This is a genomic window from Kribbella sp. NPDC056951 (genome assembly GCF_042674205.1).
Classification (GTDB): Bacteria; Actinomycetota; Actinomycetes; order Propionibacteriales; family Kribbellaceae; genus Kribbella; species Kribbella yunnanensis.
Genome location: NZ_JBHUQZ010000008.1, coordinates 240,970 through 262,747 on the forward strand (window position 1 = coordinate 240,970; position 21,778 = coordinate 262,747).

At 67.3% G+C, this 21,778-nt stretch carries 21 protein-coding genes; 16 read left to right on the forward strand and 5 right to left on the reverse strand.

Annotated features, from left to right (window positions below):
* Position 1 precedes the first annotated feature (1 nt).
* The 7 genes from ACFTSF_RS28825 (at position 2) to ACFTSF_RS28855 (ending at position 5,830) form a co-directional block, all read left to right on the forward strand.
* Entirely contained in the window at positions 2 to 760 is a 759-nt protein-coding gene (locus ACFTSF_RS28825; RefSeq protein ID WP_380157182.1) for a cell division protein FtsQ/DivIB, read from the forward strand.
* A gap of 151 nt (positions 761 to 911) precedes the next feature.
* Positions 912 to 2,411, forward strand: a complete 1,500-nt coding sequence (gene ftsZ, locus ACFTSF_RS28830) for a cell division protein FtsZ (protein WP_380157184.1) — start codon at positions 912 to 914, stop codon at positions 2,409 to 2,411.
* Between the two features lie 83 nt (positions 2,412 to 2,494).
* Positions 2,495 to 3,232 carry a polyphenol oxidase family protein gene (locus ACFTSF_RS28835; RefSeq protein WP_380157186.1) on the forward strand — a complete coding sequence of 246 codons (738 nt, stop codon included), beginning with the start codon at positions 2,495 to 2,497 and terminating at the stop codon, positions 3,230 to 3,232.
* A complete protein-coding gene (locus ACFTSF_RS28840; RefSeq protein ID WP_380157187.1) occupies positions 3,229 to 3,939 on the forward strand; it encodes a YggS family pyridoxal phosphate-dependent enzyme in 711 nt (236 codons plus the stop codon). The genes ACFTSF_RS28835 and ACFTSF_RS28840 overlap by 4 nt, the downstream gene beginning before the upstream one ends.
* Before the next feature lie 51 nt (positions 3,940 to 3,990).
* A complete protein-coding gene (locus ACFTSF_RS28845) occupies positions 3,991 to 4,524 on the forward strand; it encodes a cell division protein SepF (protein WP_344150855.1) in 534 nt (177 codons plus the stop codon).
* Between the two features lie 39 nt (positions 4,525 to 4,563).
* Complete coding sequence (locus ACFTSF_RS28850) at positions 4,564 to 4,869, forward strand: YggT family protein (RefSeq protein ID WP_344150858.1); 306 nt, start codon at positions 4,564 to 4,566, stop codon at positions 4,867 to 4,869.
* A gap of 193 nt (positions 4,870 to 5,062) precedes the next feature.
* Entirely contained in the window at positions 5,063 to 5,830 is a 768-nt protein-coding gene (locus ACFTSF_RS28855; RefSeq protein ID WP_344150861.1) for a DivIVA domain-containing protein, read from the forward strand.
* A 105-nt stretch (positions 5,831 to 5,935) separates the two neighbouring features.
* Here ACFTSF_RS28855 and ACFTSF_RS28860 read toward each other — a convergent pair whose 3' ends face one another.
* Entirely contained in the window at positions 5,936 to 6,397 is a 462-nt protein-coding gene (locus tag ACFTSF_RS28860; RefSeq protein WP_380157189.1) for a pyridoxamine 5'-phosphate oxidase family protein, read from the reverse strand.
* A 46-nt stretch (positions 6,398 to 6,443) separates the two neighbouring features.
* Between ACFTSF_RS28860 and ACFTSF_RS28865 the strand changes: the two genes are divergently transcribed.
* Positions 6,444 to 6,920, forward strand: coding sequence for a MarR family winged helix-turn-helix transcriptional regulator (locus tag ACFTSF_RS28865; protein WP_380157191.1), 477 nt, complete (start codon positions 6,444 to 6,446; stop codon positions 6,918 to 6,920).
* On the opposite strand, the gene ileS is transcribed toward ACFTSF_RS28865, so the two are convergent.
* Entirely contained in the window at positions 6,917 to 10,069 is a 3,153-nt protein-coding gene (gene ileS, locus ACFTSF_RS28870) for an isoleucine--tRNA ligase (protein WP_380157192.1), read from the reverse strand. The genes ACFTSF_RS28865 and ileS overlap by 4 nt on opposite strands.
* A gap of 616 nt (positions 10,070 to 10,685) precedes the next feature.
* Between ileS and ACFTSF_RS28875 the strand changes: the two genes are divergently transcribed.
* From ACFTSF_RS28875 to ACFTSF_RS28885, 3 genes are read left to right on the forward strand one after another with little or no spacing between them, the layout of a single operon-like run.
* Complete coding sequence (locus ACFTSF_RS28875) at positions 10,686 to 11,141, forward strand: TraR/DksA C4-type zinc finger protein (protein ID WP_344150873.1); 456 nt, start codon at positions 10,686 to 10,688, stop codon at positions 11,139 to 11,141.
* Positions 11,114 to 11,806: a signal peptidase II gene (lspA, locus tag ACFTSF_RS28880; RefSeq protein ID WP_380157195.1), complete on the forward strand. Its 693-nt coding sequence runs from the start codon at positions 11,114 to 11,116 to the stop codon at positions 11,804 to 11,806. Before ACFTSF_RS28875 ends, lspA begins: the two co-directional genes overlap by 28 nt.
* 14 nt (positions 11,807 to 11,820) lie before the next feature.
* Positions 11,821 to 12,729 carry an RluA family pseudouridine synthase gene (locus tag ACFTSF_RS28885; protein WP_344151230.1) on the forward strand — a complete coding sequence of 303 codons (909 nt, stop codon included), beginning with the start codon at positions 11,821 to 11,823 and terminating at the stop codon, positions 12,727 to 12,729.
* On the opposite strand, the gene ACFTSF_RS28890 is transcribed toward ACFTSF_RS28885, so the two are convergent.
* The 3 genes from ACFTSF_RS28890 to ACFTSF_RS28900 form a co-directional block, all read right to left on the reverse strand.
* Positions 12,721 to 13,344: a type 1 glutamine amidotransferase family protein gene (locus ACFTSF_RS28890; RefSeq protein ID WP_380157196.1), complete on the reverse strand. Its 624-nt coding sequence runs from the start codon at positions 13,342 to 13,344 to the stop codon at positions 12,721 to 12,723. The two genes, ACFTSF_RS28885 and ACFTSF_RS28890, sit on opposite strands and share 9 nt — an antisense overlap.
* A 98-nt stretch (positions 13,345 to 13,442) precedes the next feature.
* Positions 13,443 to 13,772, reverse strand: a complete 330-nt coding sequence (locus tag ACFTSF_RS28895) for a hypothetical protein (RefSeq protein ID WP_380157198.1) — start codon at positions 13,770 to 13,772, stop codon at positions 13,443 to 13,445.
* A 58-nt stretch (positions 13,773 to 13,830) separates the two neighbouring features.
* Positions 13,831 to 14,430, reverse strand: a complete 600-nt coding sequence (locus ACFTSF_RS28900; protein WP_380157200.1) for a TetR/AcrR family transcriptional regulator — start codon at positions 14,428 to 14,430, stop codon at positions 13,831 to 13,833.
* 56 nt (positions 14,431 to 14,486) lie between these two features.
* Here ACFTSF_RS28900 and ACFTSF_RS28905 point away from each other — a divergent pair, with 56 nt between their 5' ends.
* From ACFTSF_RS28905 to ACFTSF_RS28925, 5 genes are all read left to right on the forward strand, one after another.
* On the forward strand, positions 14,487 to 14,894 hold the full coding sequence (locus ACFTSF_RS28905; RefSeq protein WP_380157201.1) for a RidA family protein: 408 nt from the start codon (positions 14,487 to 14,489) through the stop codon (positions 14,892 to 14,894).
* A gap of 140 nt (positions 14,895 to 15,034) precedes the next feature.
* Positions 15,035 to 18,589 (forward strand): DNA polymerase III subunit alpha, encoded by a 3,555-nt coding sequence (gene dnaE / locus ACFTSF_RS28910; protein ID WP_380157203.1) that lies wholly within the window; start codon positions 15,035 to 15,037, stop codon positions 18,587 to 18,589.
* Positions 18,590 to 18,746: 157 nt separating this feature from the next.
* Positions 18,747 to 19,418, forward strand: coding sequence for a hypothetical protein (locus tag ACFTSF_RS28915; RefSeq protein WP_380157204.1), 672 nt, complete (start codon positions 18,747 to 18,749; stop codon positions 19,416 to 19,418).
* Positions 19,419 to 19,487: 69 nt separating this feature from the next.
* The gene (locus ACFTSF_RS28920; protein WP_344150897.1) at positions 19,488 to 20,123 is read left to right on the forward strand and encodes a hypothetical protein; all 636 of its coding nucleotides are present in this window, start codon (positions 19,488 to 19,490) and stop codon (positions 20,121 to 20,123) included.
* Positions 20,124 to 20,174: 51 nt separating this feature from the next.
* Positions 20,175 to 21,737 carry a DUF3352 domain-containing protein gene (locus tag ACFTSF_RS28925; protein WP_380157206.1) on the forward strand — a complete coding sequence of 521 codons (1,563 nt, stop codon included), beginning with the start codon at positions 20,175 to 20,177 and terminating at the stop codon, positions 21,735 to 21,737.
* The last annotated feature ends 41 nt before the right edge of the window (positions 21,738 to 21,778 follow it).

Here is a 21,778-nt window from a genome sequence, read left to right on the forward strand (position 1 = left end):
AATGAGCCAGAGCGCTGATCTGGCTCGGGCTCAACAACGGTTCGCGCGCCGGCAACGGCTGGTGCGCTGGCGCAGCTGGCTGCCGTGGGCGATCGGCGGCAGCGTGGTTCTGCTCGGCGCATTGGTCGTCTGGTTGTTCTACTTCTCCTCCGCGTTCGCCGTCGACGGCGTCCGGGTGAGCGGCGCCGACACGGTGCCGGTGGCAACGATCGAGCAGACGGCCGCCGCACCGGTGGGCACACCGCTGGCGAAGGTCGACCTCGGCGCCATCGCGGACCGGGTGCGGTCGATCCCGGCGGTGGCGGACGCGCAGGTGACGCGAGCCTGGCCGAACAAGGTCGTGATCGTGATCACCGAACGCGTGCCGGTGGTGGTCGTCACGGACGGCACGCGGTACGAGTTGGTGGATGCGACCGGTACGTCGTTCAAGACCCTGACCGCCCGGCCTTCCGGGTTGCCGGAGGCCAAGGTGACCGGACCGCGGCGTGAACAAACGATTCGTTCGGTGGTGACGGTTTCGGCGGCTTTGCCGGACAGTCTGCGAGCTCAGGTGGGATCGATCTCGGCAGCGTCGCCGGACTCGATCACCTTGAATCTCGCGGGTGGTGTGAAGGTCGTTTGGGGCAGCTCCGATGACAGTGCGCGCAAGGCCGAAGTACTCAGTGTGCTGATGAAACGCAAAGCAGTCGTGTACGACGTGTCCGCCCCCGATCTCCCTGTCACCAAAGGGGAAAAGAGTGTTGTTCAGAGTGGGCGGTGAGCCGTCTCACCACGGCGAGGCGCGTGGACTTTGCTGTCAAGGGTCCCGTACCGTGCGGCGTAATCTAAAGTTGACATAAGTCTAAGTATTCAGTTGAGGTTCAGTCTTTTCGCTGGACAACGGGAACAGAACGAGGCGAGAGGCGCGGACTGTGGCGGCACCGCAGAACTACCTGGCACTCATCAAGGTCGTCGGTATCGGCGGAGGCGGCGTGAACGCCGTCAACCGGATGATCGAGCACGGTCTGAAGGGCGTTGAGTTCATCGCCATCAACACCGACGCGCAAGCGCTGTTGATGAGCGACGCGGACGTCAAGCTCGACATCGGCCGGGAGGAGACCCGCGGCCTCGGCGCCGGGGCGAACCCGGCGATCGGGCAGAAGGCCGCGGAGGACCACGCCGAGGAGATCGAGGAGGCGCTCAAGGGCGCCGACATGGTCTTCGTCACTGCCGGTGAGGGTGGTGGAACCGGCACCGGCGGCGCGCCCGTCGTGTCCCGGATCGCGCGCTCACTCGGTGCGCTGACGATCGGTGTGGTGACCCGGCCGTTCTCGTTCGAGGGCAAGCGCCGGGCGACCCAGGCCGAGGACGGGATCTCCGCCCTCCGCGAAGAGGTCGACACCCTGATCGTCATCCCGAACGACCGGCTGCTGACCATCTCCGACCGGGCCGTCTCCGTGCTGGACGCCTTCAAGCAGGCCGACCAGGTGCTGCTGCAAGGTGTCTCCGGTATCACCGACCTGATCACCACGCCCGGCCTGATCAACGTCGACTTCGCCGACGTCAAGGCCGTCATGTCGAACGCCGGCTCCGCGCTGATGGGCATCGGCTCGTCCCGCGGTGAGGACCGCGCGGTCGCGGCGGCCGAGGCGGCCATCTCGTCTCCGTTGCTTGAGGCAAGCATCGAGGGTGCGCACGGCGTGCTGCTGTCGATCGCGGGCGGCTCCGACCTGGGCCTGTTCGAGATCAACGAGGCGGCGCAACTGGTCTCGGAGTCGGCGCACACCGACGCCAACATCATCTTCGGTGCGGTCATCGACGACGCCCTCGGCGACGAGGTCCGGGTGACCGTGATCGCGGCCGGGTTCGACGGCGGGATGCCGAAGCGTCGCGAGCAGGCGACCAGCCAGGCCCGCCCGCCGGCCAGCCGTCCCGCGACTCCGCCGCCTGCTCAGACTCCGCCTGCGCCGCCGGTCCAGACTCCGCCTGCACAGCCGCAGCAGTCGTCGTACTCGGAGCAGATGTCCGCTCCGGCCACGCCGCCGCCTGCTGCTCAGCAGCCGCCGGTCCAGCAGTCCGCTCCGCAGTCGGCTCCGGCTCCGGTGAACCAGCCGGTTGCGTCGCCGTTCCCGACGTCGCCGACCGACGACACCGTCCCGGTCCCGACGCAGAACGACGGCCGCCCGGGCCAGGGCACCACGCACTCGGCGCGCCCGCAGACCGGTGACCCGGTCCGCACCGTGCAGCCGACCCAGGCGCCCACCCAGAGCAGCGGCTGGCCCACCAACGGCCCCAGTAACGGCTCCGGTCCCAGCACCTCTGGCAACGGCTCCGGACCGGCCACTCCGCCGGCCCAGTCCACGCCGCCGCGCCCGGTCCGCAAGCCCGAGCCGGCCGAGGACGACCTGGACATCCCCGACTTCCTCAAGTAGTCGTTCGCCAAACCCCGCAGGTGTGACGGACGTGGCTCGCGGTGAGCGACGTACGGCGGGGGTTGGCTGGGTAGCCTTTCGGTGTGTTCAGCTATGACGCGGTGCATGGGTCTGCCCGGTTCGCTGTGACCGACCGGTTCGGCGGGGTGAGTGAGGCGCCGTACGGCGAGCTGAACCTCGGCGGCGCGGGTGAGCTGGGGGAGGACCCCGCACGGATCGGCGAGAACTTCCGCCGGGTCGGTGCGGCCTTCGGCGTCGCTCCCGAGCACGTCATCCGCGTCAGCCAGGTGCACGGTCGCGACGTCCACGTGATCCACCCCGGCGATCCGATCCCACTCTCGCCGGCACCGCGGGTCGACGCACTCGTCACCACACGCACCGACATCGTGCTCTGCGTGCGCGCGGCGGACTGCCTGCCGGTCCTCCTGGTCGACAGCGAGAACGGGATCATCGGCGCCGCCCACTCCGGACGACCGGGCATGTACGTCGGTGTTGCGCCCGCGACCGTGGAAGCGATGCGCGCCCTCGGCGCCGACCGGATCACGGCCGTGCTCGGCCCCAATGCGTGCGGCAAGTGCTACGAAGTGCCGGCCGATATGCGGGCCGAGGTCGCCGAGCGAGTGCCCGCGTCGTACTCCGAGACCAGTTGGGGTACACCGGCCCTCGACGTCGCGGCCGGCGTGAAAGCACAGCTGACCGAGCTCGGCGTCGAGGTGCTCGAGGACGCGCGCGGCTGCACGATGGAATCGGACAGCCTCTACTCGTACCGCCGCGAAGGCAAGCAGAGCGGCCGCCTCGCCGGCCTGGTGAAACTCGTATGAGCCGCGAGCAAGAACTCCGGGACAATCTGCGACTGGCCCAGGAGCGGATCGAGAAGGCCTGTGGAGCGGCCGGGAGAGACCCGGACGAGGTCACCCTTGTCGCGATCACCAAAACCTTCCCAGTCAGCGACGTAGCGGCGCTGGGAGCCCTCGGGGTCGTGGACGTCGGCGAGAACCGTGAGCAGGAGCTCAAGGTGAAGGCACCGGAGTGCCCGGACCTCACCTGGCACTTCGTCGGCCAGTTGCAGTCGAAGAAGGCGCGCTCGGTGGTTCGGCACGCGTCGGTCGTGCATTCTGTCGACCGCGCCTCCCTGGTTACCGCGCTGTCGAAGGCGGCGGTGGCCGAGGAGAAGTCGCTGCGATGTCTCCTGCAGGTGAGCCTCGCGTCGTACGGGTCGGACAGTGCCGCGACCGGTGCGGAACGCGGTGGAGTCGCGCCGACCGACGTACTGGAGTTGGCTGCTGAGGTTGCGGCTGCGGATGGTCTGGAGTTGGGCGGAGTGATGGCGGTGGCGCCACTCGGATCGGATCCCGATCAAGCGTTCGCAGGCCTGCAAGAAGTCGCCGCCCGGCTACGCTCCGAACACGCCGGGGCCACCTGGATCTCGGCGGGGATGACCGGCGACCTCGAGGCCGCGATCCGGCGTGGTGCGACACATGTCCGCCTCGGGCGCGCCTTACTCGGTACGCGTCCTTCACTCGGTTAGTGTCGACATCGAGATGTTGTCGCCGAGACCGGATCGAGGGGCTGGAGGGCCATGAGCGGCGCACTGCGCAAGATGGGTGTGTACCTCGGCTTGGTCGAGGACGGGGAGCGCTACAACGCGCGGTACGACGACGAGTACGACGACTACGACGAGTACGAGGACGAAGCCGTCGACGGGGATTCCCAGGAGACCGAGCCGGTGCCCGCCGGCCGGGAGAGCCGCGAACGGCCGGAGTCGGCGCCGGGCGGCACGGTCAGCAAGTTCCCAGAACGACGTGGTGTCGCACCGTCCCCGGAGGTTACCGAGTTGGCCCGCATCACCACCGTGCACCCGCGCAGCTACAACGAGGCGCGCGTGATCGGTGAGCACTTCCGTGACGGCACGCCCGTCATCATGAACCTGACCGAGATGGACCACGCCGACGCCAAGCGGCTGGTCGACTTCGCCGCCGGCCTGATCTTCTGCTGCCGCGGTTCCATCGAGCGGATCACCACCAAGGTGTTCCTGGTCTGTCCGCCGAACGTGACGGTCGCCGCGGAGGAGAAGGAGAAGATCGCCGCGGACGGGTTCTACAACCAGAGCTGACCGCGGTTGCTTCCGCCGTCTTCTACACTCGTGGACAACATGGTTGCTCTAGTGATCGTCCTCCAAGTGATCAGCTTCGTACTGCTCGCCTTCTTCCTCGTGCTGGTGGCGCGTTTCGTACTGGGGCTGATCGTGATGTTCGCGCCGCAGTGGCACCCGAAGGGGCCGTTGCTGCTCCTCTTCGAGGCCATCTACTCCGCCACCGACCCGTTCCTGCGTCCGCTGCGGCGGATCCTGCCCCCGATCGGGGCCGGCGGGATCCGGATCGACCTGTCCATGCTGATGCTGTTCGTCATCGTCTCCGTGGCGATGTCGATCAACTCCACGGCACTGAATTCGCTGTGAGTCACCGGACACCGATTTCGGCGACTGGGAGCGCTGGGACGGGGTAGGTAGAGTCTCGAAGAAACCGAAGTCGTGGACCGTTGTCGCCCGCCCGGATTCCGTCACAACACAACGAAGCGATAACGTGATCTACTGAGTCGCCGAGGTGTAGGCCACGGGGACTCCGCCAAGACACAGACAAACGAGGTGAAAGATGCCGCTGACGCCGGATGACGTCCGCTCGAAGCAGTTCACGCCCGTCCGACTACGGGAGGGCTACGACGTCACAGAGGTCGACTCCTTCCTCGACGAGGTGGAGGCCGAGCTCGAGCGCCTCCTCGCCGAGAACGAGGAGCTGCGGGCCAAGCTCGCCGCTGCTCAGCGCGCGGGCGCAGGTCAGGAGCGGCCGGTCGACCAGACCGCCGCGCTGCCGCCCGTCGTGCAGCAGCCGAAGCCCCCGGTGGTGGTCGAGAAGCCGATCATCGAGGAGAAGCCGCCTGTCGTCGCGCCGGTGGTAGCGGCTGCGGGGGCTGCTGCGGCCGCCGGGACCGTCGGTGACGCGTCCAGCTCCGCGGTGCGGCTGCTGGAGATGGCCACCAAGCACTCCGACGACCTGGTCCAGGAGGCGAAGGACACCGCCGACAAGATCATCGGCGAGGCCCGCGCCAAGGCCGAGCGCCTGGAGAACGAGGCGCGCGGCAAGGCCGACCGGATGACCGGCGAGGCCCGTGCCCGCGCCGAGAAGCTGGACGGCGAGATCGCCGAGCGCCGCGCCCAGATGCTGGGCACCCTGGAGAAGCAGAAGGGTCAGCTCGAGCGCACGATCGACGACCTGCACGCCTACGAGCGCGAGTACCGCAGCCGGCTGAAGACGTACTTCACCGAGCAGCTCAAGGCACTGGGCAACGGCGACGACACGCTGAGCCCGCGGAACGGATTCCGCCCCGAGGCCCGTGCCCAGGCGCACGGCCACGGAGTCTGAGTAGTCAACGTCTGAACCTGTGAAGGGGCGGTGCTTTCCGGCAGCACCGCCTCTTCGGCGTGTCCGGGAACTTCTGACTGACAGTCGTTTGATTGTGACTGAGAGTCAGGGCCACGCAGGCGGTCGCTTGCGACCGGTGAGGGTCTCCACATCGAAGAGCCTCAGCCGGTACGGCGTCAGCCGCAGCAGCGAGGGTGATTCCCCAGCCGGTCCTTCGGGGAACACACTCCAGAAGTCGTAACCGAGCGGCGCCGGAGCAGCGGCGTACAGCTCCCAGACCCGTTGCCGGGTCACCACATCGTCGATCCACCCGGCCTGGCAGTCCGCGATCGCCACCTCGTGGCCAGGCTCCCAGTAGCTACAGCTCAAGTAGTTGCTGTACGCAAGATGCCGCACCTTCACCGGTGTCGCCCGGGTGACGATCCAGCCGGTCAGCTCCCCGTCCTCGCCGATCTCCCAGATCGGGTGCAGGATCCGGCTCCGCGGCCGCTTGTCCGGCCCCACTGTGGCCACTGTGCACCAGACGATCGCGTGCGCTCTCTCGATGAACTCCTTTTGCACAACCATGGTTGTAGATTACCTGGTACACAACCAAGGTTGTATATTCACGGTCATGGAGTTCGATCCGAGCACTGCCGACCTGTCCCTGGCCTCGCTGTTCACCGGCTGGGCCCTCGCCGACGAACTCCAGCGCCGGCTGTCCGCCGACGGTTTCACCGACTCGCGCTTCGCCGACGGCGTCGTGTTCCAGCATCTGGTCGCCGGCCCCGTGACGATCACCACCCTGGCCGAGCTCCTGGGCGTAACCCAGCAAGCCGCCTCGAAGACAGTCGCCGACCTCGAGTCCCGCGGCTACCTCACCCGCGAACCCGCCCCCACCGACGCCCGCGCCAAACAGGTCACCTTCACCCCACGCGGCAAGGCGGTCATCGCAGCAGCCCGCAACCACCGAGCCGCCCTCGACGCCGACCTCCGCAAGGCCCTAGGCAACAACCGAGTCGAAGAAGCCCGCCAGTTATTGGTGGACGCCTTGACACACCTCGGCGCGAGCCCGGCACTGCGGGCTCGCGCCGTACGACCGCCTCGTTAGGCCTTGGTTAGCCAGTAGGTGAGGTTGAGGTCGGGCTCGGTGCCGGTGGCAAGGGGTGCTGGGTCGGCGGGGGTGGAGTGGGTGAGCTCGATGGCTAGGACTTCCTTGGCGAGGTCTTCGCCGTGCTTGCCGAGGGCATCGGCCAGCTCCGCGTCGGTGGTGGTCAGCCAGACCTTGATGCGGTCGGAGACCTCGAGGCCGGCCGTCTTGCGGGCCTCCTGCAACGTCCGGACCACCTCGCGGGCGAGGCCGGCCTGCTTGAGTTCGGGGGTGATTTCGAGGTCGAGGGCAACGGTCTCGCCCTGCTCGTTCACCACCGACCAGCCTTCCTTCGGGCGCTCGGACAGCAGTACGTCGGCCTCGGTCACCTCGACATCCGCGCCGTCGACCACGACAACCGCCGTACCGGAGGCCTTGAGTGAAGCCGCCAGCTGAGCCGCGTCCGCCGCGGCGATCGCGGCCGCGACCACCGGGGTCTGCTTGGCGAACCGCTTGCCGAGCTCGCGGAAGTTGCCCTTCGCGGAGAATTCGACCAGGTCCGCACCCGCCGACGACAGCGGCTCGACCGAGCCGACGTTCAGCTCGTCCGCGATCTCCTGCAGCAGTTCCGGTGACAGGTCCGCGATCGCGGCCGACCCGACCAGCGCCCGGGACAGCGGCTGCCGCGTCCGGACCTTGGCCTCGGCCCGTGCCGACCGGCCGAGTTCGACGACTCGCTTGGCCATCGACACGTGCTGCGCCAGTACGTCGTCGATCAGCTCAGCGTCGTACGTCGGGAACTGCGACAAGTGCACGGACTCCGCCAGCGACGGCGTGACCGGCCGGAACACGTCCTGCCAGACCCGCTCGGTCACGAACGGCGTCAGTGGTGCCATCACCCGCGTCAGCACGTCCAGCGTCTCGTGCAGCGTCGCCAGCGCGCCGGAGTCACCGGCCCAGAACCGCCGCCGGGACCGCCGGACGTACCAGTTCGAGAGCGTGTCGACGAACGAGTTGATCAGCAGCCCGAGCTTCTGCGTGTCGTACGCAGCGTAGGCCTCGTCGGTGTCGCGGACCAGCCGGTGCGTCTCGCTCACCAGCCAGCGGTCCAGCACCGAGCGCTCCGCGACCGGGGGCACGTCGGACGGCGACCAGTCGGCCAGCCGTGCGTACAGCGAGTGGAACGCGGCCGTGTTCCAGTAGGTGAGCAGCACCTTCCGGACGATCTCGTTCAGCACGTTCGGCCCGATACCGCGCGCCTTCCACGGCGACCCGGAGGCGGCCATGAACCAACGCACCGCGTCCGCGCTGTGGTCGTCCATCAGCGGGATCGGTTCCAGGATGTTGCCGAGGTGCTTGGACATCTTCCGGCCGTCCTCGGCCATGATGTGCCCGAGGCAGACGACGTTGCGGTACGACGACTCGTCGAACACCAGCGTGCCGATCGCCATCAGCGTGTAGAACCAGCCGCGGGTCTGGTCGATCGCCTCGGAGATGAAGTCGGCCGGGTAGGCCTTCTCGAACTTCTCCTTCGACCCGTCCGCCCACGGGTAGCCCCACTGCGCGAACGGCATCGCGCCCGAGTCGTACCAGGCGTCGATCACCTCGGCGACCCGGCGCGACTCGCCGCCACAGGTCGGGCAGGCGAACGTGATGTCGTCGACGTACGGCCGGTGCGGATCGGTGGCACTCAGGTCCTTGCCGGCCAGCTCGCCGAGCTCGGCCAGCGAGCCGACGCACACCTGGTGGTCCTCCTCGCACCGCCAGATCGGCAGCGGCGTCCCCCAGTAGCGGGAACGGGAGACCGCCCAGTCGATGTTGTTGCGCAACCAGTCGCCGTACCGGCCCCACTGGACCGACTCCGGGTACCAGTTGGTCTTCTCGTTCTCGCGGAGCAGTGCGTCCTTCACCTGCGTGGTGCGGATATACCAGGAGGGGAGGGCGTAGTACATGACCGGCGTGTGGCAGCGCCAGCAGTGCGGGTACGGGTGCTCGTAGGGCACGTGCTTGAACAGCGCACCGCGGGCATCCAGGTCCTTGACCAGGTCCGCGTCGGCCTTCTTGAAGAACTGGCCACCCACCAGCGGGATGTCCGCAGAGAACGTGCCGTCGGCCTCGACCGGCTTCACCACCGGCAGACCGTACGCACGGCAGACGATGAGGTCGTCCGCACCGAACGCGGGGGACTGGTGCACCAGACCGGTGCCGTCCTCGGTGGTCACATACTCAGCCAGTACGACGTAGTGCGCCGGCTCGGGGAATTCCACCAGCTCGAACGGCCGCTGGTAGGTCCAGCGCTCCATGTCGCGGCCGACGTACTGGCCGGTCACCGTCCAGCCCTCGCCGAGGCGGTCGAGCAGCGGCTCGGCCACCACGAGTGACTCGGTTCCGTCGGTAGCGACGACGTACTGGACGTCGGGGTGCACGGCGACGGCGGTGTTGGACACCAGGGTCCAGGGAGTGGTCGTCCAGACGAGCAGCGACGCCGTACCGGCCAGGGGGCCCGAGGTGAGCGGGAAGCGGACGTAGACCGACGGGTCGACGACCGTCTCGTAGCCCTGGGCGAGCTCGTGGTCGGACAGGCCGGTGCCACAGCGGGGGCAGTACGGCGTGATGCGGTAGTCCTCGACCAGGAGGCCCTTGTCGTGGATCTGCTTGAGCGACCACCAGACCGACTGGACGTACTCCGGGTCCATCGTCCGGTACGGGTGTTCCATGTCCACCCAGTAGCCCATCCGGGTGGTCAGCTCCGCGAACGCGTCGACGTGCCGGAGCACGGACTCGCGGCACTTGGCGTTGAACTCGGCGATCCCGTAGGCCTCGATGTCGTTCTTGCCGTTGAAGCCGAGCTCCTTCTCGACCGCGACCTCGACCGGCAGGCCGTGGCAGTCCCAGCCGGCCTTGCGCTCGACCGAGAAACCCTTCATGGTCCGGTAGCGCGGGAAGACGTCCTTGAAGACGCGGGCCTCGATGTGGTGCGTGCCGGGCATCCCGTTCGCGGTCGGGGGACCCTCGAAGAACGTCCACGGCGTGCCGCCGGCGGACTGCTCGAGACTCTTGGCGAAGGTGTCGTGCTCGTCCCAGTGGGTCAGCACGTCGCGCTCCAGCGCGGGGAAGTCAACCTGTGCCGGGACCTGCCGCCAGCCGGTTCCGGGGTTCTCTGCCGCCATTGTTCCGTTCCTTCGTCGCCGTTGACTGCTCGACGAGGGACGGAATGCCCGGGGCCTTCCGGCCGGGCACCGCGCGGTACCACCCTCCTTGGCGACCCCCTCGATGGTTCAAGGGGTAGTCACCCACTTCCTTCGCGCGCCGCTGCCGGTTCTAATAGGTCGCCACGGACTGTTCTTCCGGCGGCTCCGGGGTGATGGCCCCATCACTGCCTTGCTGCTCGCGGTCCTCAGTGTACGGCGTCGTACCAGGCAACTACGAATCGTTAATGAGTGGCTGTTGAGGGGTACAGCCGTGAGAATGCTTCGTGATGTTCATGGAAATGTCACCGAGGGTGACGGCTGAGATCCGGCTGTGACGCGCGGAACATCGAGTGAACTTGAAGAAGCGACTACCGTATGTCCACGGTCTGCGCGTCGGACTGGCCAGGCTCGGCGAGCTGGCCTAGTGTCTGGCGACCAGTCCGCTTCAGTCTCCGACAAGAGGGGGTAGCTGCCCATGGCTACGGCTCCCAGGAAGTCCGCCCCCACACGCAAGACCGCGGCCAAGAAGAGTGCCTCGGGAACCAGCGAGTCAACGACGACGACCCGTAAGGCACCGGCGAAGAAGAGGGTGGCCATGAAGACGAACGAGAACCGGACACCGGCGACAGCGCCGGCCAAGACCCCGGTGCACAAGGCCGACACCCTCCCGGTGAAGGACGGCGAGACTCCGTGGACGGCGGCCGAGCTGGCCGAGCTCCGCGCCGAGCTGGAAGCCGACGTGGTGCACCTGCGCGACGAGATCAAGAGCGCCGAGCAGGAGATCGTCGGCCTGCTCCGCGACGGCGGCGACGGCGCCGGCAACGACCAGGCCGACGTCGGCTCCACGACCCTCGAGCGCGACCACGAGATGTCCCTGGCCAACAACGCCCGCGACATGCTCGACCAGGACGAGCGCGCCCTGTCCCGGATCGAGGACGGCACCTACGGCGTCTGTGAGTCCTGCGGCAAGGCCATCGGCAAGGGTCGGCTGCAAGCATTCCCGCGTGCGACACTGTGCGTCTCATGCAAAGAACGCGAAGAACGTCGCTGAACGACGAAGCCACCCCAGAACCGGCCGACCCCAAGTCGGCCGGTTCCGCGTCGTCCCCGGCCACCTCCACCTCGGGTGACGCGCCCGCCACCTCCTCCTCAGTGGGGGAGGAAGGCTCTGATTCCACTCCCGCTCTTTCCGGGGCCGAGGTCGCCGGAGGCGACGAGGCCGTCCGGTCGCGGAAGTGGATTGTGTTGTTCGCGGTTGCGGGGATTTTGGTGCTCGGGCTTGACCAGCTCACCAAAGCTTTGGCGTTGGCGCATTTGACGCCGGGGGAGCCGGTGGACGTGATCGGCAGCCTGCTGCGGTTCAACCTGATCCGGAACTCGGGTGCCGCGTTCAGCCTGGGTGCCGGGTACACGCCGGTGATCAGCGCGATCCAGATCGTGATCGCGATCGGCGTGGTCTACCTGTCCCGCCGGCTCGGTTCGGTCGGGTGGGCGGTTGCGTTCGGGCTGCTGTTCGGTGGCGCGGTCGGCAACATCACGGACCGGATCTTCCGCGCGCCTTCGCCGTTCCACGGACATGTGGTCGACTTCCTGCAGACGCCGCACTGGGCGATCTTCAACGTCGCGGACATGGCCGTCACCTCGGCGGCGATCCTGCTGGTGATCCAGACCTTGCGCGGCATCCGCCTCGACGGCACCAAGGAGCAGCGCAAGTGAGCTCCCGCACCCTGATGGTCCCGGACGGCCTGGCCGGTGAGCGGCTCGATGCCGCGCTGTCCCGCCTGTTCGGTGTTTCCCGCACCAAGGCCGCCGAGATGATCGAGGCCGGCCTGGTCCAGATGGACGGTTCGACCGCGCTCAAGTCCTCCCGCGTGACCGCCGGCGTGATGCTCGATGTCGAGCTCCCACCGCCGCCGGCCGAGGTGACCGTCGTACCGGAGACCGTCGACAACCTGCGGATCGTGTACGACGACGACGAGATCATCGTGGTCGACAAACCGGTCGGTGTCGCCGCGCACCCGTCCCCGGGCTGGACCGGTCCGACCGTGATCGGTCACCTGGCCGGCGCGGGTTTCAGCATCTCCACCAGCGGTGCCGCCGAGCGCAAGGGCATCGTGCACCGGCTCGACGTCGGCACCTCCGGCCTGATGGTCGTCGCCAAGACGGAGTACGCGTACACCGTCCTGAAGCGCGCCTTCAAGGAGCGGACGGTCAAGAAGATCTACCACGCGCTGGTCCAGGGTCACCCCGACCCGTTCACCGGCACCGTGGACGCCCCGATCGACCGGCATCCGCACCACGACTACAAGTTCGGTGTCATCGCGGGCGGCAAGCCCAGCGTCACGCACTACGAGACGCTCGAAGCCTTCCGGTACGCGACCCTCCTCGAGATCACCCTCGAGACCGGTCGCACGCACCAGATCCGCGTCCACATGTCCGCGATCGGTCACCCGTGCTGCGGCGACCTCACGTACGGCGCCGACCCGGTGCTGGCCGAGAAGTTGCAGCTCAGCCGGCAGTGGCTGCACGCCATGCGGCTCGGCTTCGACCACCCGGGCACCGGGCAGTACGTCGAGTTCACCTCGCAGTACCCCGAGGACCTGGACCAGGCCCTCGACAAACTCGCCGACTCACACTGACATCAACTCGTAGAACCCGACCGGGTCCTTCGAGCCATACAGCTTGTACCAGGAGTCGAGCACCGCGGGTTCGTACACCTCGAGCTTCGCCAGGATCTCCCTGGCGAACTCGACCGGCGCCTGCGCCTTCCCGGTGATCAGCGGACCATCCGTCACCGCGAGCTCATCGCGGTAGTACGCCGAGCCGCCGTACCCGAGGCTCTGCAGGAACTCGAGCGCGTTGCTGGTGTGCGCGCGGTCGTCGAGCAACCCCGCCATCGCCAGCCCACCAGTCGCCCCACAGATCGCAGCCACCGGTACGTCGGCCGCCAGGAACTCGCGGGCTTTCGCAATGAATGGCTCGTACGCCGGAGTCGGGAACAGGTCATTGCCCGGCAGGATCAGCATCGCGCTCTCGGCCGGTGTCAGCTCGTCGAGCGTCACGTCCGGCAGGACCCGCATGCCGCCGCTGGTCCGGATCGGATCGAGACTCGCGCCGACCGTGCGGACGACGTACCGGCCGGGCTTCCGCTGCCAGCTCGGCCCGTTGATGTGGGAGGTGGCGTAGCCGACTTCCCAGTCGGAGTAGGTGTCGTAGACGGCGACGTGGACGGTGGTGGCGCTGTTCTCGGTCATGACAACATCATGTCGTGTTGACAACATCATGTCAATAGTTCGATCTCACCGGTGATCCCACGGCAGATCGGTCAGGCGCCCGAGGATCCAGCCGTCGTTCAGCAACTCCGCGACCGGCGGGTATTCGTGCGGGCCGCGGCGCGGACGCAGCCTGAGCTTCGACGGTCGATGGTGATCCAGATGTCCGCAACCAGCATGATGACGAGAATCCCGAGCGCGAACTGTCTCAGCTTCATGAAGGCGTAGTAGACGAGGTTGGACCACCAGCACGGCCGGCAGCGGGGAACCGTGACCTCGACAACCTGCCCGGTCGTGACGGTCGCCACGATGAGCGGTAGCTCCTTCTCGTCGCGCTTGAGCGGCACGTAATGAACAACCGCGGGCACTGCCGGTCGGCGCCCGCAGTACCAACAGGTCAACTCGCTCATCCCGCAATTCTTCGGCCGCATTGACTGCCGCGGGTCTTCCTGGCCGGAAGCTGACGGGTCAGAGCGTCCAGCCTGCTGCTACTGACTGGTGTGCGCGGGTGTCGCCGGCTTGGGTGAAGAGGGCGGTCAGCATTGGTACGGCGTAGGCGAGGGCCTCGCGGGGAAGCGGACCGGTGACCGTGAGGGATGCCAGGCCGTGGCCGATGACCCAGGTCTGGGTGGCGAGGTCCAGGGGTTCGGTGTCGGCGGCGAAGCGGCCGTCGGCCTTTCCGCGGGCGACCGCTTCGACGAGGCGTTCCAGTGATGCGTCCGCCGCGGCGAGGTCTTCCAGGTCGGCTGAGGTGTCGAACATGACCCGGTAGAGATCGGGGTTGGCCTCCGCGTTCGCCACGTACGCCGATCCCAGGGCAGCGAGGTCTCGGACCGGGTCGGTCGTGGGGGTGAGCTCGGCGAGGGCGGCCGCGAGCCGGGTGAAGCCCTCCTGCCGCACGGCCTTCCAGAGGCCGTCGATGCCGTCGAAGTAGGTGTAGACGGCCATCGTCGACACTCCGGTGCCGTCGACCAGAGATCGCAGGGTGACGGGCTGCCGGGTGCGGAGCATCTGGGCTGCGCGCTCGATCAGCAGGGCCCGGACGGCTGGATCTTTACTCCTGACCATGGCGCGTACTATACATAACGCTGTTATGTTTTGAGTCCCGACCTGAGGAGCCCGTCATGGCCGTCACGCTGATCAACCCCGAATGCCTGCCCAAGCCCGACGTCTACCGGCAGTTGTCCATCGCGACCGGTTCGAGGCTGGTGTTCCTGGCGGGGCAGGTGGCCCGCGACAGTGAGGGTCGGCAGGTCGGTGCCGGCGACTTCGCCGCGCAGGTCGAGCAGGCGTACCTGAACATCGGCAACGCGCTGAAGGAGATCGGCGGCTCGTTCGACGACGTGGCGAAGCTGACCGTGTACGTCGTCGATTGGAGCCCGGAGAAGTTCCCGCTGCTGGGCGAGGGTGTTGCGCGCGCGGCGGCGATTCTCGGCGTCGATCCGGTCAAACCCATCACCCTGATCAGCGTCGCCGGCCTCGGTGAGCCGGACCTGATGGTCGAGGTCGAGGCGACCGCCGTACTCGACTGACTGGTGCGGAACTGGTGTCGTCCACGACCGGATACCGGGCAGGCGATTCCGCGGCCGGTGCGCCATTCGGAAACTGTCTGAGGGGCGAACTAGGCTGCTCCTCGTCCCGTTCACTCACGCCCTGGGAGGTCCGCGCCGATATGGGGTCCAGCGACAGTTTTGTGCATCTCCACGTGCACACCGAGTACTCGATGCTGGATGGCGCGGCAAGGATCGACGAGTTGTTCAAAACGGCCCAGGAGATGGGCCAGCCGGCGATCGCGACCACCGACCACGGTTTCGTCTTCGGGGCGTACGAGTTCTGGAAGACCGCGAAGAAGTACGACGTCAAGCCGATCATCGGCGTCGAGGCGTACCTGACGCCGCACACGCACCGGACCGAGCGCAAGCGGGTCAAGTGGGGTGACGCGAACTCGGGCCGCGACGACGTCTCGGGTTCGGGTGCGTACACGCACATGACGCTGCTGGCGAAGAACACGTCCGGCATGCACAACCTGTTCAAGATGAGCTCGCTGGCGAGTCTCGAGGGCTACTACTTCAAGCCCCGGATGGACCGCGAGCTGCTGAACACGTACGGCCAGGGCCTGATCGCGACCACCGGCTGCCCGTCGGGCGAGGTGCAGACGCGGCTCCGCCTGGGGCAGTACGACGAGGCCATCAAGGCGGCCTCGGAGTTCCGCGACATCTTCGGCAAGGAGAACTTCTACTGCGAGCTGATGGACCACGGTCTCGGCATCGAGCGGAACATCCAGGGCGACCTGCTGCGGCTGGCCAAGGAGCTCGGGCTGCCGCTGGTGGCCACCAACGACCTGCACTACACCAAGGCCGAGGACGCCACCTCGCACGCGGCGCTGCTGTGTGTGCAGTCCGGCTCGACGCTGTCGGACCCGAACCGGTTCAAGTTCGACGCGAACGAGTTCTACGTGAAGACCGCGGCCGAGATGCGCGAGGTCTGGAAGGACTTCCCCGAGGCGTGTGACAACACGCTGCTGATCGCCGAGCAGTGCGACGTCAGCTTCACCGAGGGGGAGGGCCGGTTCATGCCGCGCTTTCCCTGCCCGGAGGGGCACAACGAGGAGTCCTGGTTCGTCGCCGAGGTCGAGACCGGTCTGCACAAGCGCTACCCGGCCGGGGTCCCGGACCACGTCCGCAAGCAGGCGGAGTACGAGATCGAGGTCATCACCTCGAAGGGGTACGCGGGCTACTTCCTGGTCGTCGCCGACTTCATCAACTGGGCCAAGGAGAACGGCATCCGGGTCGGCCCGGGCCGTGGCTCCGGCGCCGGTTCGATGTGCGCGTACGTGATGCGGATCACCGACCTCGACCCACTGGTGCACGGTCTGATCTTCGAGCGGTTCCTGAACCCGGAGCGGATGTCGATGCCCGACTTCGACATCGACTTCGACGACCGCCGCCGCCCCGAGGTGATCCGCTACGTCACCGAGAAGTACGGCGACGACCGGGTCGCGATGATCGTCACCTACGGAACGATCAAGGCCAAGCAGGCGATCAAGGACGCCGGCCGGGTGCTCGACTACCCGTTCGCGATGGGCGACCGGATCACCAAGGCGATGCCGCCCGCGGTGATGGGCAAGGACATCCCGCTGTCCGGCATCTTCGACACCGGGCACAAGCGCTACTCCGAGGCCGGCGAGTTCCGCCAGCTGTACGAGCAGGACCAGGACGTCCGCAAGATCGTCGACACCGCCCGCGGCCTGGAGAACCTGAAGCGCCAGTGGGGTGTGCACGCGGCCGGTGTGATCATGTCCAGCGAGCCCCTGATCGACCTGATCCCGATCATGCGCCGCGACCAGGACGGCCAGGTCATCACCCAGTTCGACTACCCGAGCTGCGAGACGCTCGGCCTGGTCAAGATGGACTTCCTGGGCCTGCGCAACCTGACGATCATGGACGACGCGGTCAAGAACGTCGAGGCCAGCCGCGGCATCACGCTGGACCTGGACGCGCTCGGCCGCACCCCCGACGACAAACCGACCTTCGATCTGCTCGGCCGCGGCGACACCCTCGGTGTCTTCCAGTTCGACGGTGGCCCGATGCGGGCGCTGCTGCGGCTGATGAAGCCGGACCACTTCGAGGACATCTCCGCCGTCGGCGCGCTCTACCGGCCTGGCCCGATGGGCGCGAACAGCCACACCAACTACGCCCTGCGCAAGAACAAGCAGCAGGAGATCAGCTACCCGCACGACGAGCTCGCGGTCGCCCTCGAGCCGATCCTCGGTGTCACCTACGGCCTGATCGTCTATCAGGAGCAGGTGATGGAGATCGCCCAGCGCCTGGCCGGCTACTCGCTGGGCAAGGCGGACCTGCTCCGCCGGGCGATGGGCAAGAAGAAGCGCGAGGTGCTGGACGCGGAGTACGTCGGCTTCGCCGAGGGCATGAAGTCGAACGGCTTCTCCGAGCAGTCGGTCAAGGCACTGTGGGACGTCCTGCTCCCGTTCTCCGACTACGCGTTCAACAAGGCGCACTCCGCGGCGTACGGGCTGGTCTCGTACTGGACGGCGTACCTGAAGGCGAACTACCCGGCCGAGTACATGGCCGCCGTCCTGACGTCCGTGAAGGACGACAAGGACAAGATGGCCATCTACCTGAACGAGTGCCGCCGGATGGGCATCAAGGTGCTCCCGCCGGACGTGAACGAGTCCGACTCGAACTTCACGCCGGTCGGGACCGACGTCCGCTTCGGCCTGTCCGGGATCCGGAACGTCGGCGTCAACGTGGTGGCCGAGATCGTCGCGGCCCGCGAGGAGAAGGGCCGGTTCACCGACTTCGTCGACTTCATCGACAAGGTCTCGCTGCCGGTCTGCAACAAGCGGGTCATCGAGTCGCTGGCCAAGGCCGGTTCGTTCGACTCGATGAACCACGCCCGGCGCGCGGTCGTCGCGGTCCACGAGCAGGCGGTGGACGAAGCCATCGACCTCAAGCGGAACGAGGCGCACGGCCAGTTCGACCTGTTCTCGATGGGCGACGAGGAGCCCGCCGGTGCCGACGGCGAGGTGAACAGCCGGCTGTCGGTGCGGGTGCCCGAGATCGAGGAGTGGGACAAGGCCACCAAGCTCGCGCACGAGCGCGACATGCTCGGTCTGTACGTCTCCGACCACCCGCTGTTCGGCGTCGAGCACGTGCTCACCAACGGCACCGACTGCACGATCGGGCAGCTTCTCGGTGACGAGGACCGCCCCGACGGCACCCGGGTCACCATCGGCGGCCTGGTCACCGCGGTCCAGCGCAAGGTGAACAAGCGCGGCGACATCTACGCGATCGTCACCATCGAGGACCTCGAAGGTTCGATCGAGGTGATGATGTTCTCCTCGGCGTACCAGTTGCACGCGCACCTGCTCAGCAACGACGCGATCATCCTGATGAAGGGCCGGATCCGCCGTCGCGAGGACCGCGTCGAGCTGAGCGGCGACGAGGTCGTCGTCCCCGACCTCACCGAAGGCCCCAGTGGCCCGGTCGTCATCACGATGCCGGTCACCCGCTGCACCAAGCCCGTGGTCGACCAGCTCCGCGACGTCCTCCAGTCCCACCCCGGTATGACGGAGGTCCAGCTCCGCCTGGAAGCCCGCCAGAAGACCACCGTCATGCGGATCGGCGACCGCTTCCGCGTCACCCCCACGTCGTCCCTGATGGCAGACCTGAAGGCACTGCTCGGCCCCTCCTGCCTGGCTGGGTAGGGATCGAGGGGAGGGGATGGGAAATGGAGGAAAGGGGCTGGACATGCAAAGGCCCCGGGGGGTTTCCCTGGCCTAAGCCGGTACACCGTGATTCCCGGGGCTCTCGTGCAGAGCCAGCATATCAGCGCGGCTCGGTGTCCGAAAAGGTACAGATGTGATGAACAGCGAGTATCGATTGCAGCCTCAGACCCCGCGCAGGCTGCCCTGGACGCTCGAAAGTCTCCTGTCCGAGGCTCGACTCGGGCCATACCTGCTCGCCACCGACGGAAGCCTCACCGGCGCTCATCACCTCTATCACTGGAACGCTCAAGTCAGCGCTGCGTTCCAGGAGGTCCTGCATTACGTCGAGGTCGGGCTTCGGAATGCGATGGACGGACAGTTGGCGTCCTGGGCCACCGCGTTGGGAGCCGAACTGCCGTGGTACCGCGACCTTCGGGTACCGCTGACCCCACCAACTCGCCGCAAGGTAGAAGTGGCGCGGAGTAATGCGGCCCGAGGTGGACAGTCTGAGCTTCACGGCAAGGTGGTTGCCGAGCTCATGCTGGGCTTCTGGTGGTCGCTCCTCTCGGACGAGTACAACCGTCGCCTGTGGCAGCCGTGCCTTCAGCACGCATTCGACGGCCCAGTACGCCGAGCCCGCTTGCATTCCGAGCTGAATGAGCTTCGACGTCTGCGAAACCGGATCGCGCATCACGAGCCGATCCACGGCTGGGATCTGGCGGCAGAACATGCTCGCGTCCTCGACGTTGCCGGCCGTATTTCCCCACGACTCAGCGAGCGCATCGAGACGGTCAGCCGAGTGCCTGCCGTGCTCCTTGAGCGCCCGTGAGACGTCTGGTCCGCGGCTCGCTGGATGGGTGCTGGAGTGGGACGACCAGGCATACGGCACACTGTCGAGGTGAGTGACTCGTTGCCCCCGCGGCCTGTGTACGGACAGCCGGGGCCTTATATTGCGCCGCCGTCGATGAATCCGTTCGCGGCGCCGCCGGCGCCGGAGCCGGAGATGCCGTGGGCCAAGGCGATTCTGGTCACGGTGGTGGTGTTCCTGGTGGCCGGGGTGGTCGGCGGGTGGGCTTGGCAGCAGTTCTCGCCGCTCGCGCAGTACACGGTGGACGAGCAGGGTGGGGCGCTGGGGGAGGAGCAGATGACCCGGGTGTTCGGGCCGGACGGCACGTTCACCGCGATCGGGTTCGTGGCTGCCTTTCTGCTCGGCGGCGCGCTGTTCTGGTGGCTGCGGAACTACGGCCCGTGGTCGGTGGCGATCGTCGTACTGGGTGCTTGCCTGGGCTCCGGGGTGTCGTGGGGTGTGGGGATGCTGCTGGGGCACGACTCGTTGAACGATCGGCTGCAGGCGGCGAAGCCGGGTGACCTGGTTGCGGCACCTCTTGAGCTACACACGTGGACGCCTGCGGTGGCCTGGTTGGTGGGGGCGGCGCTTGCCGCTGCGGTGATTTCGGCCACGACTTGGCGCTCCGAACCAGATGCAACCGGTTCGAAACCTGTTGCGTCAGAAGGCCACCCGCCGGTGCACTAGGGTGTCCTGGTCCGGTGGGTGAGGCCACCGGTCCGTACGAGGGGGAAGTTGATGTCTGACCAGAACACTCCGCCCGGCCCGCAGTTCCCGGGTCAGGGTGGTGCGCAGTACCCGCCCCAGTATCAGGCACCCAATGCTCCCTATGAGCAGGTGCAGATGGGCGGCGGATGGCAGCCGGAGGCGCCGAAGCCCAAGCGGGGCAAGCTGATCCCGATCGTCGCGGCCCTGGCCATGGTGCTGGTCGTCGCCGGCGGCGGAATCTTTGCCTACGGCAAGCTCAACGGCGGCAAGCAGCCGGACACCGTGCTGCCCGGTACGGCGATCGGCTACCTGCGGGTGGATCTGAACCCGTCGGCCGGCCAGAAGCTCGCCGCGTTGCGGTTCCTGATGAAGTTCCCGTCCGCCAAGGACAAGCTGAAGCTGACCGGCGACAAGGACGACCTGCGGCAGAAGATCTTCGAGGCGATCAAGGCCGATGACGACGACCTGAAGGACGTCGACTACGCCAAGGACGTCGAGCCGTGGCTCGGCGACCGGATCGGTCTCGCGGCGCTGCCGCCCGCCGATGCCAAGAAGAAGGAGCCGAGTCTCGTCTTCGCGGTGCAGGTGAAGGACGAGAAGGCTGCCGCCAAGGCGATGGAGAAGGGCCCCAAGGAGGCCGACGATCCCGTCTACGCGTTCACCGACGGCTACATGGTGGTCGCCGAGACCAAGCCCGAGCTCGACTCGGCGATCGCGACCGCGAAGACCAGCCCGCTGGCGGACAACACGCAGTACAAGGCGGATCTGGAGAAGCTCGGCGAGCCGGGTTTCGCGACCCTGTGGGCGGACTTCGCCGGTCTGACCAAGGTGGTCGGCGAGATGGGACCGGCCAAGGTCAACCCGATCGGCAACGGCAGCATGGCTGCGGCACTGCGGTTCGACGCGCAGTACGTCGAGCTGAAGGGCTTCGTCCGCGCCGACCAGGAGATCGTGGCGAAGGCGTCCGACGCGAGCGAGCTCGTCACCAAGTTGCCGGACACGACCGCCGCGGCGATCAGCGTGTCGGGTGTCGACTCGTCGATCGACACGGTGTGGAAGAACCTCGAGAAGACCGGTGAGATCGGCGAGATCGTCCAGGGCTTCGCGGAGCAGACCGGCCTGAAGCTGCCGGACGACCTGAAGGCCCTGCTCGGCAAGAACCTGTCGCTCGTCGTCGACAAGGACGCCTCGGCCGGCCCGAAGATCGCCGCCCGCCTGGAGACCGACCCGGCCAAGGCCGAGCCGGTGATCGCGAAGCTGACCACGCTCCTGCGGCAGCAGTCGCCGGTGCAGGTCCCGATCGAGACCGCCAAGGACGGTGACACTCTGGTCGTCTCGACCGACAAGGAGTATGCCGCCAAGATTCTCGAGAACGGCAACCTCGGCAACTCGGAGAGCTTCAAACTGGCCCTCCCGGACGTGTCGGGCGCCACGGGTATCGCCTACGTCGACTTCGACGGACTGAACGGCGCCCTCGAGGCGATGGGCGAGAAGTCCAACGCCGACGTCCAGGCACTCCGTTCGGCCGGCATGGTCGCCCGCAACACCGGCAACTTCGAGGGCGAGTTCACCCTCCGAGTCGTCGCGAAGTAGCAGCTCCACCGAAGAAGACCCGGACGGCAGCACCACAACCG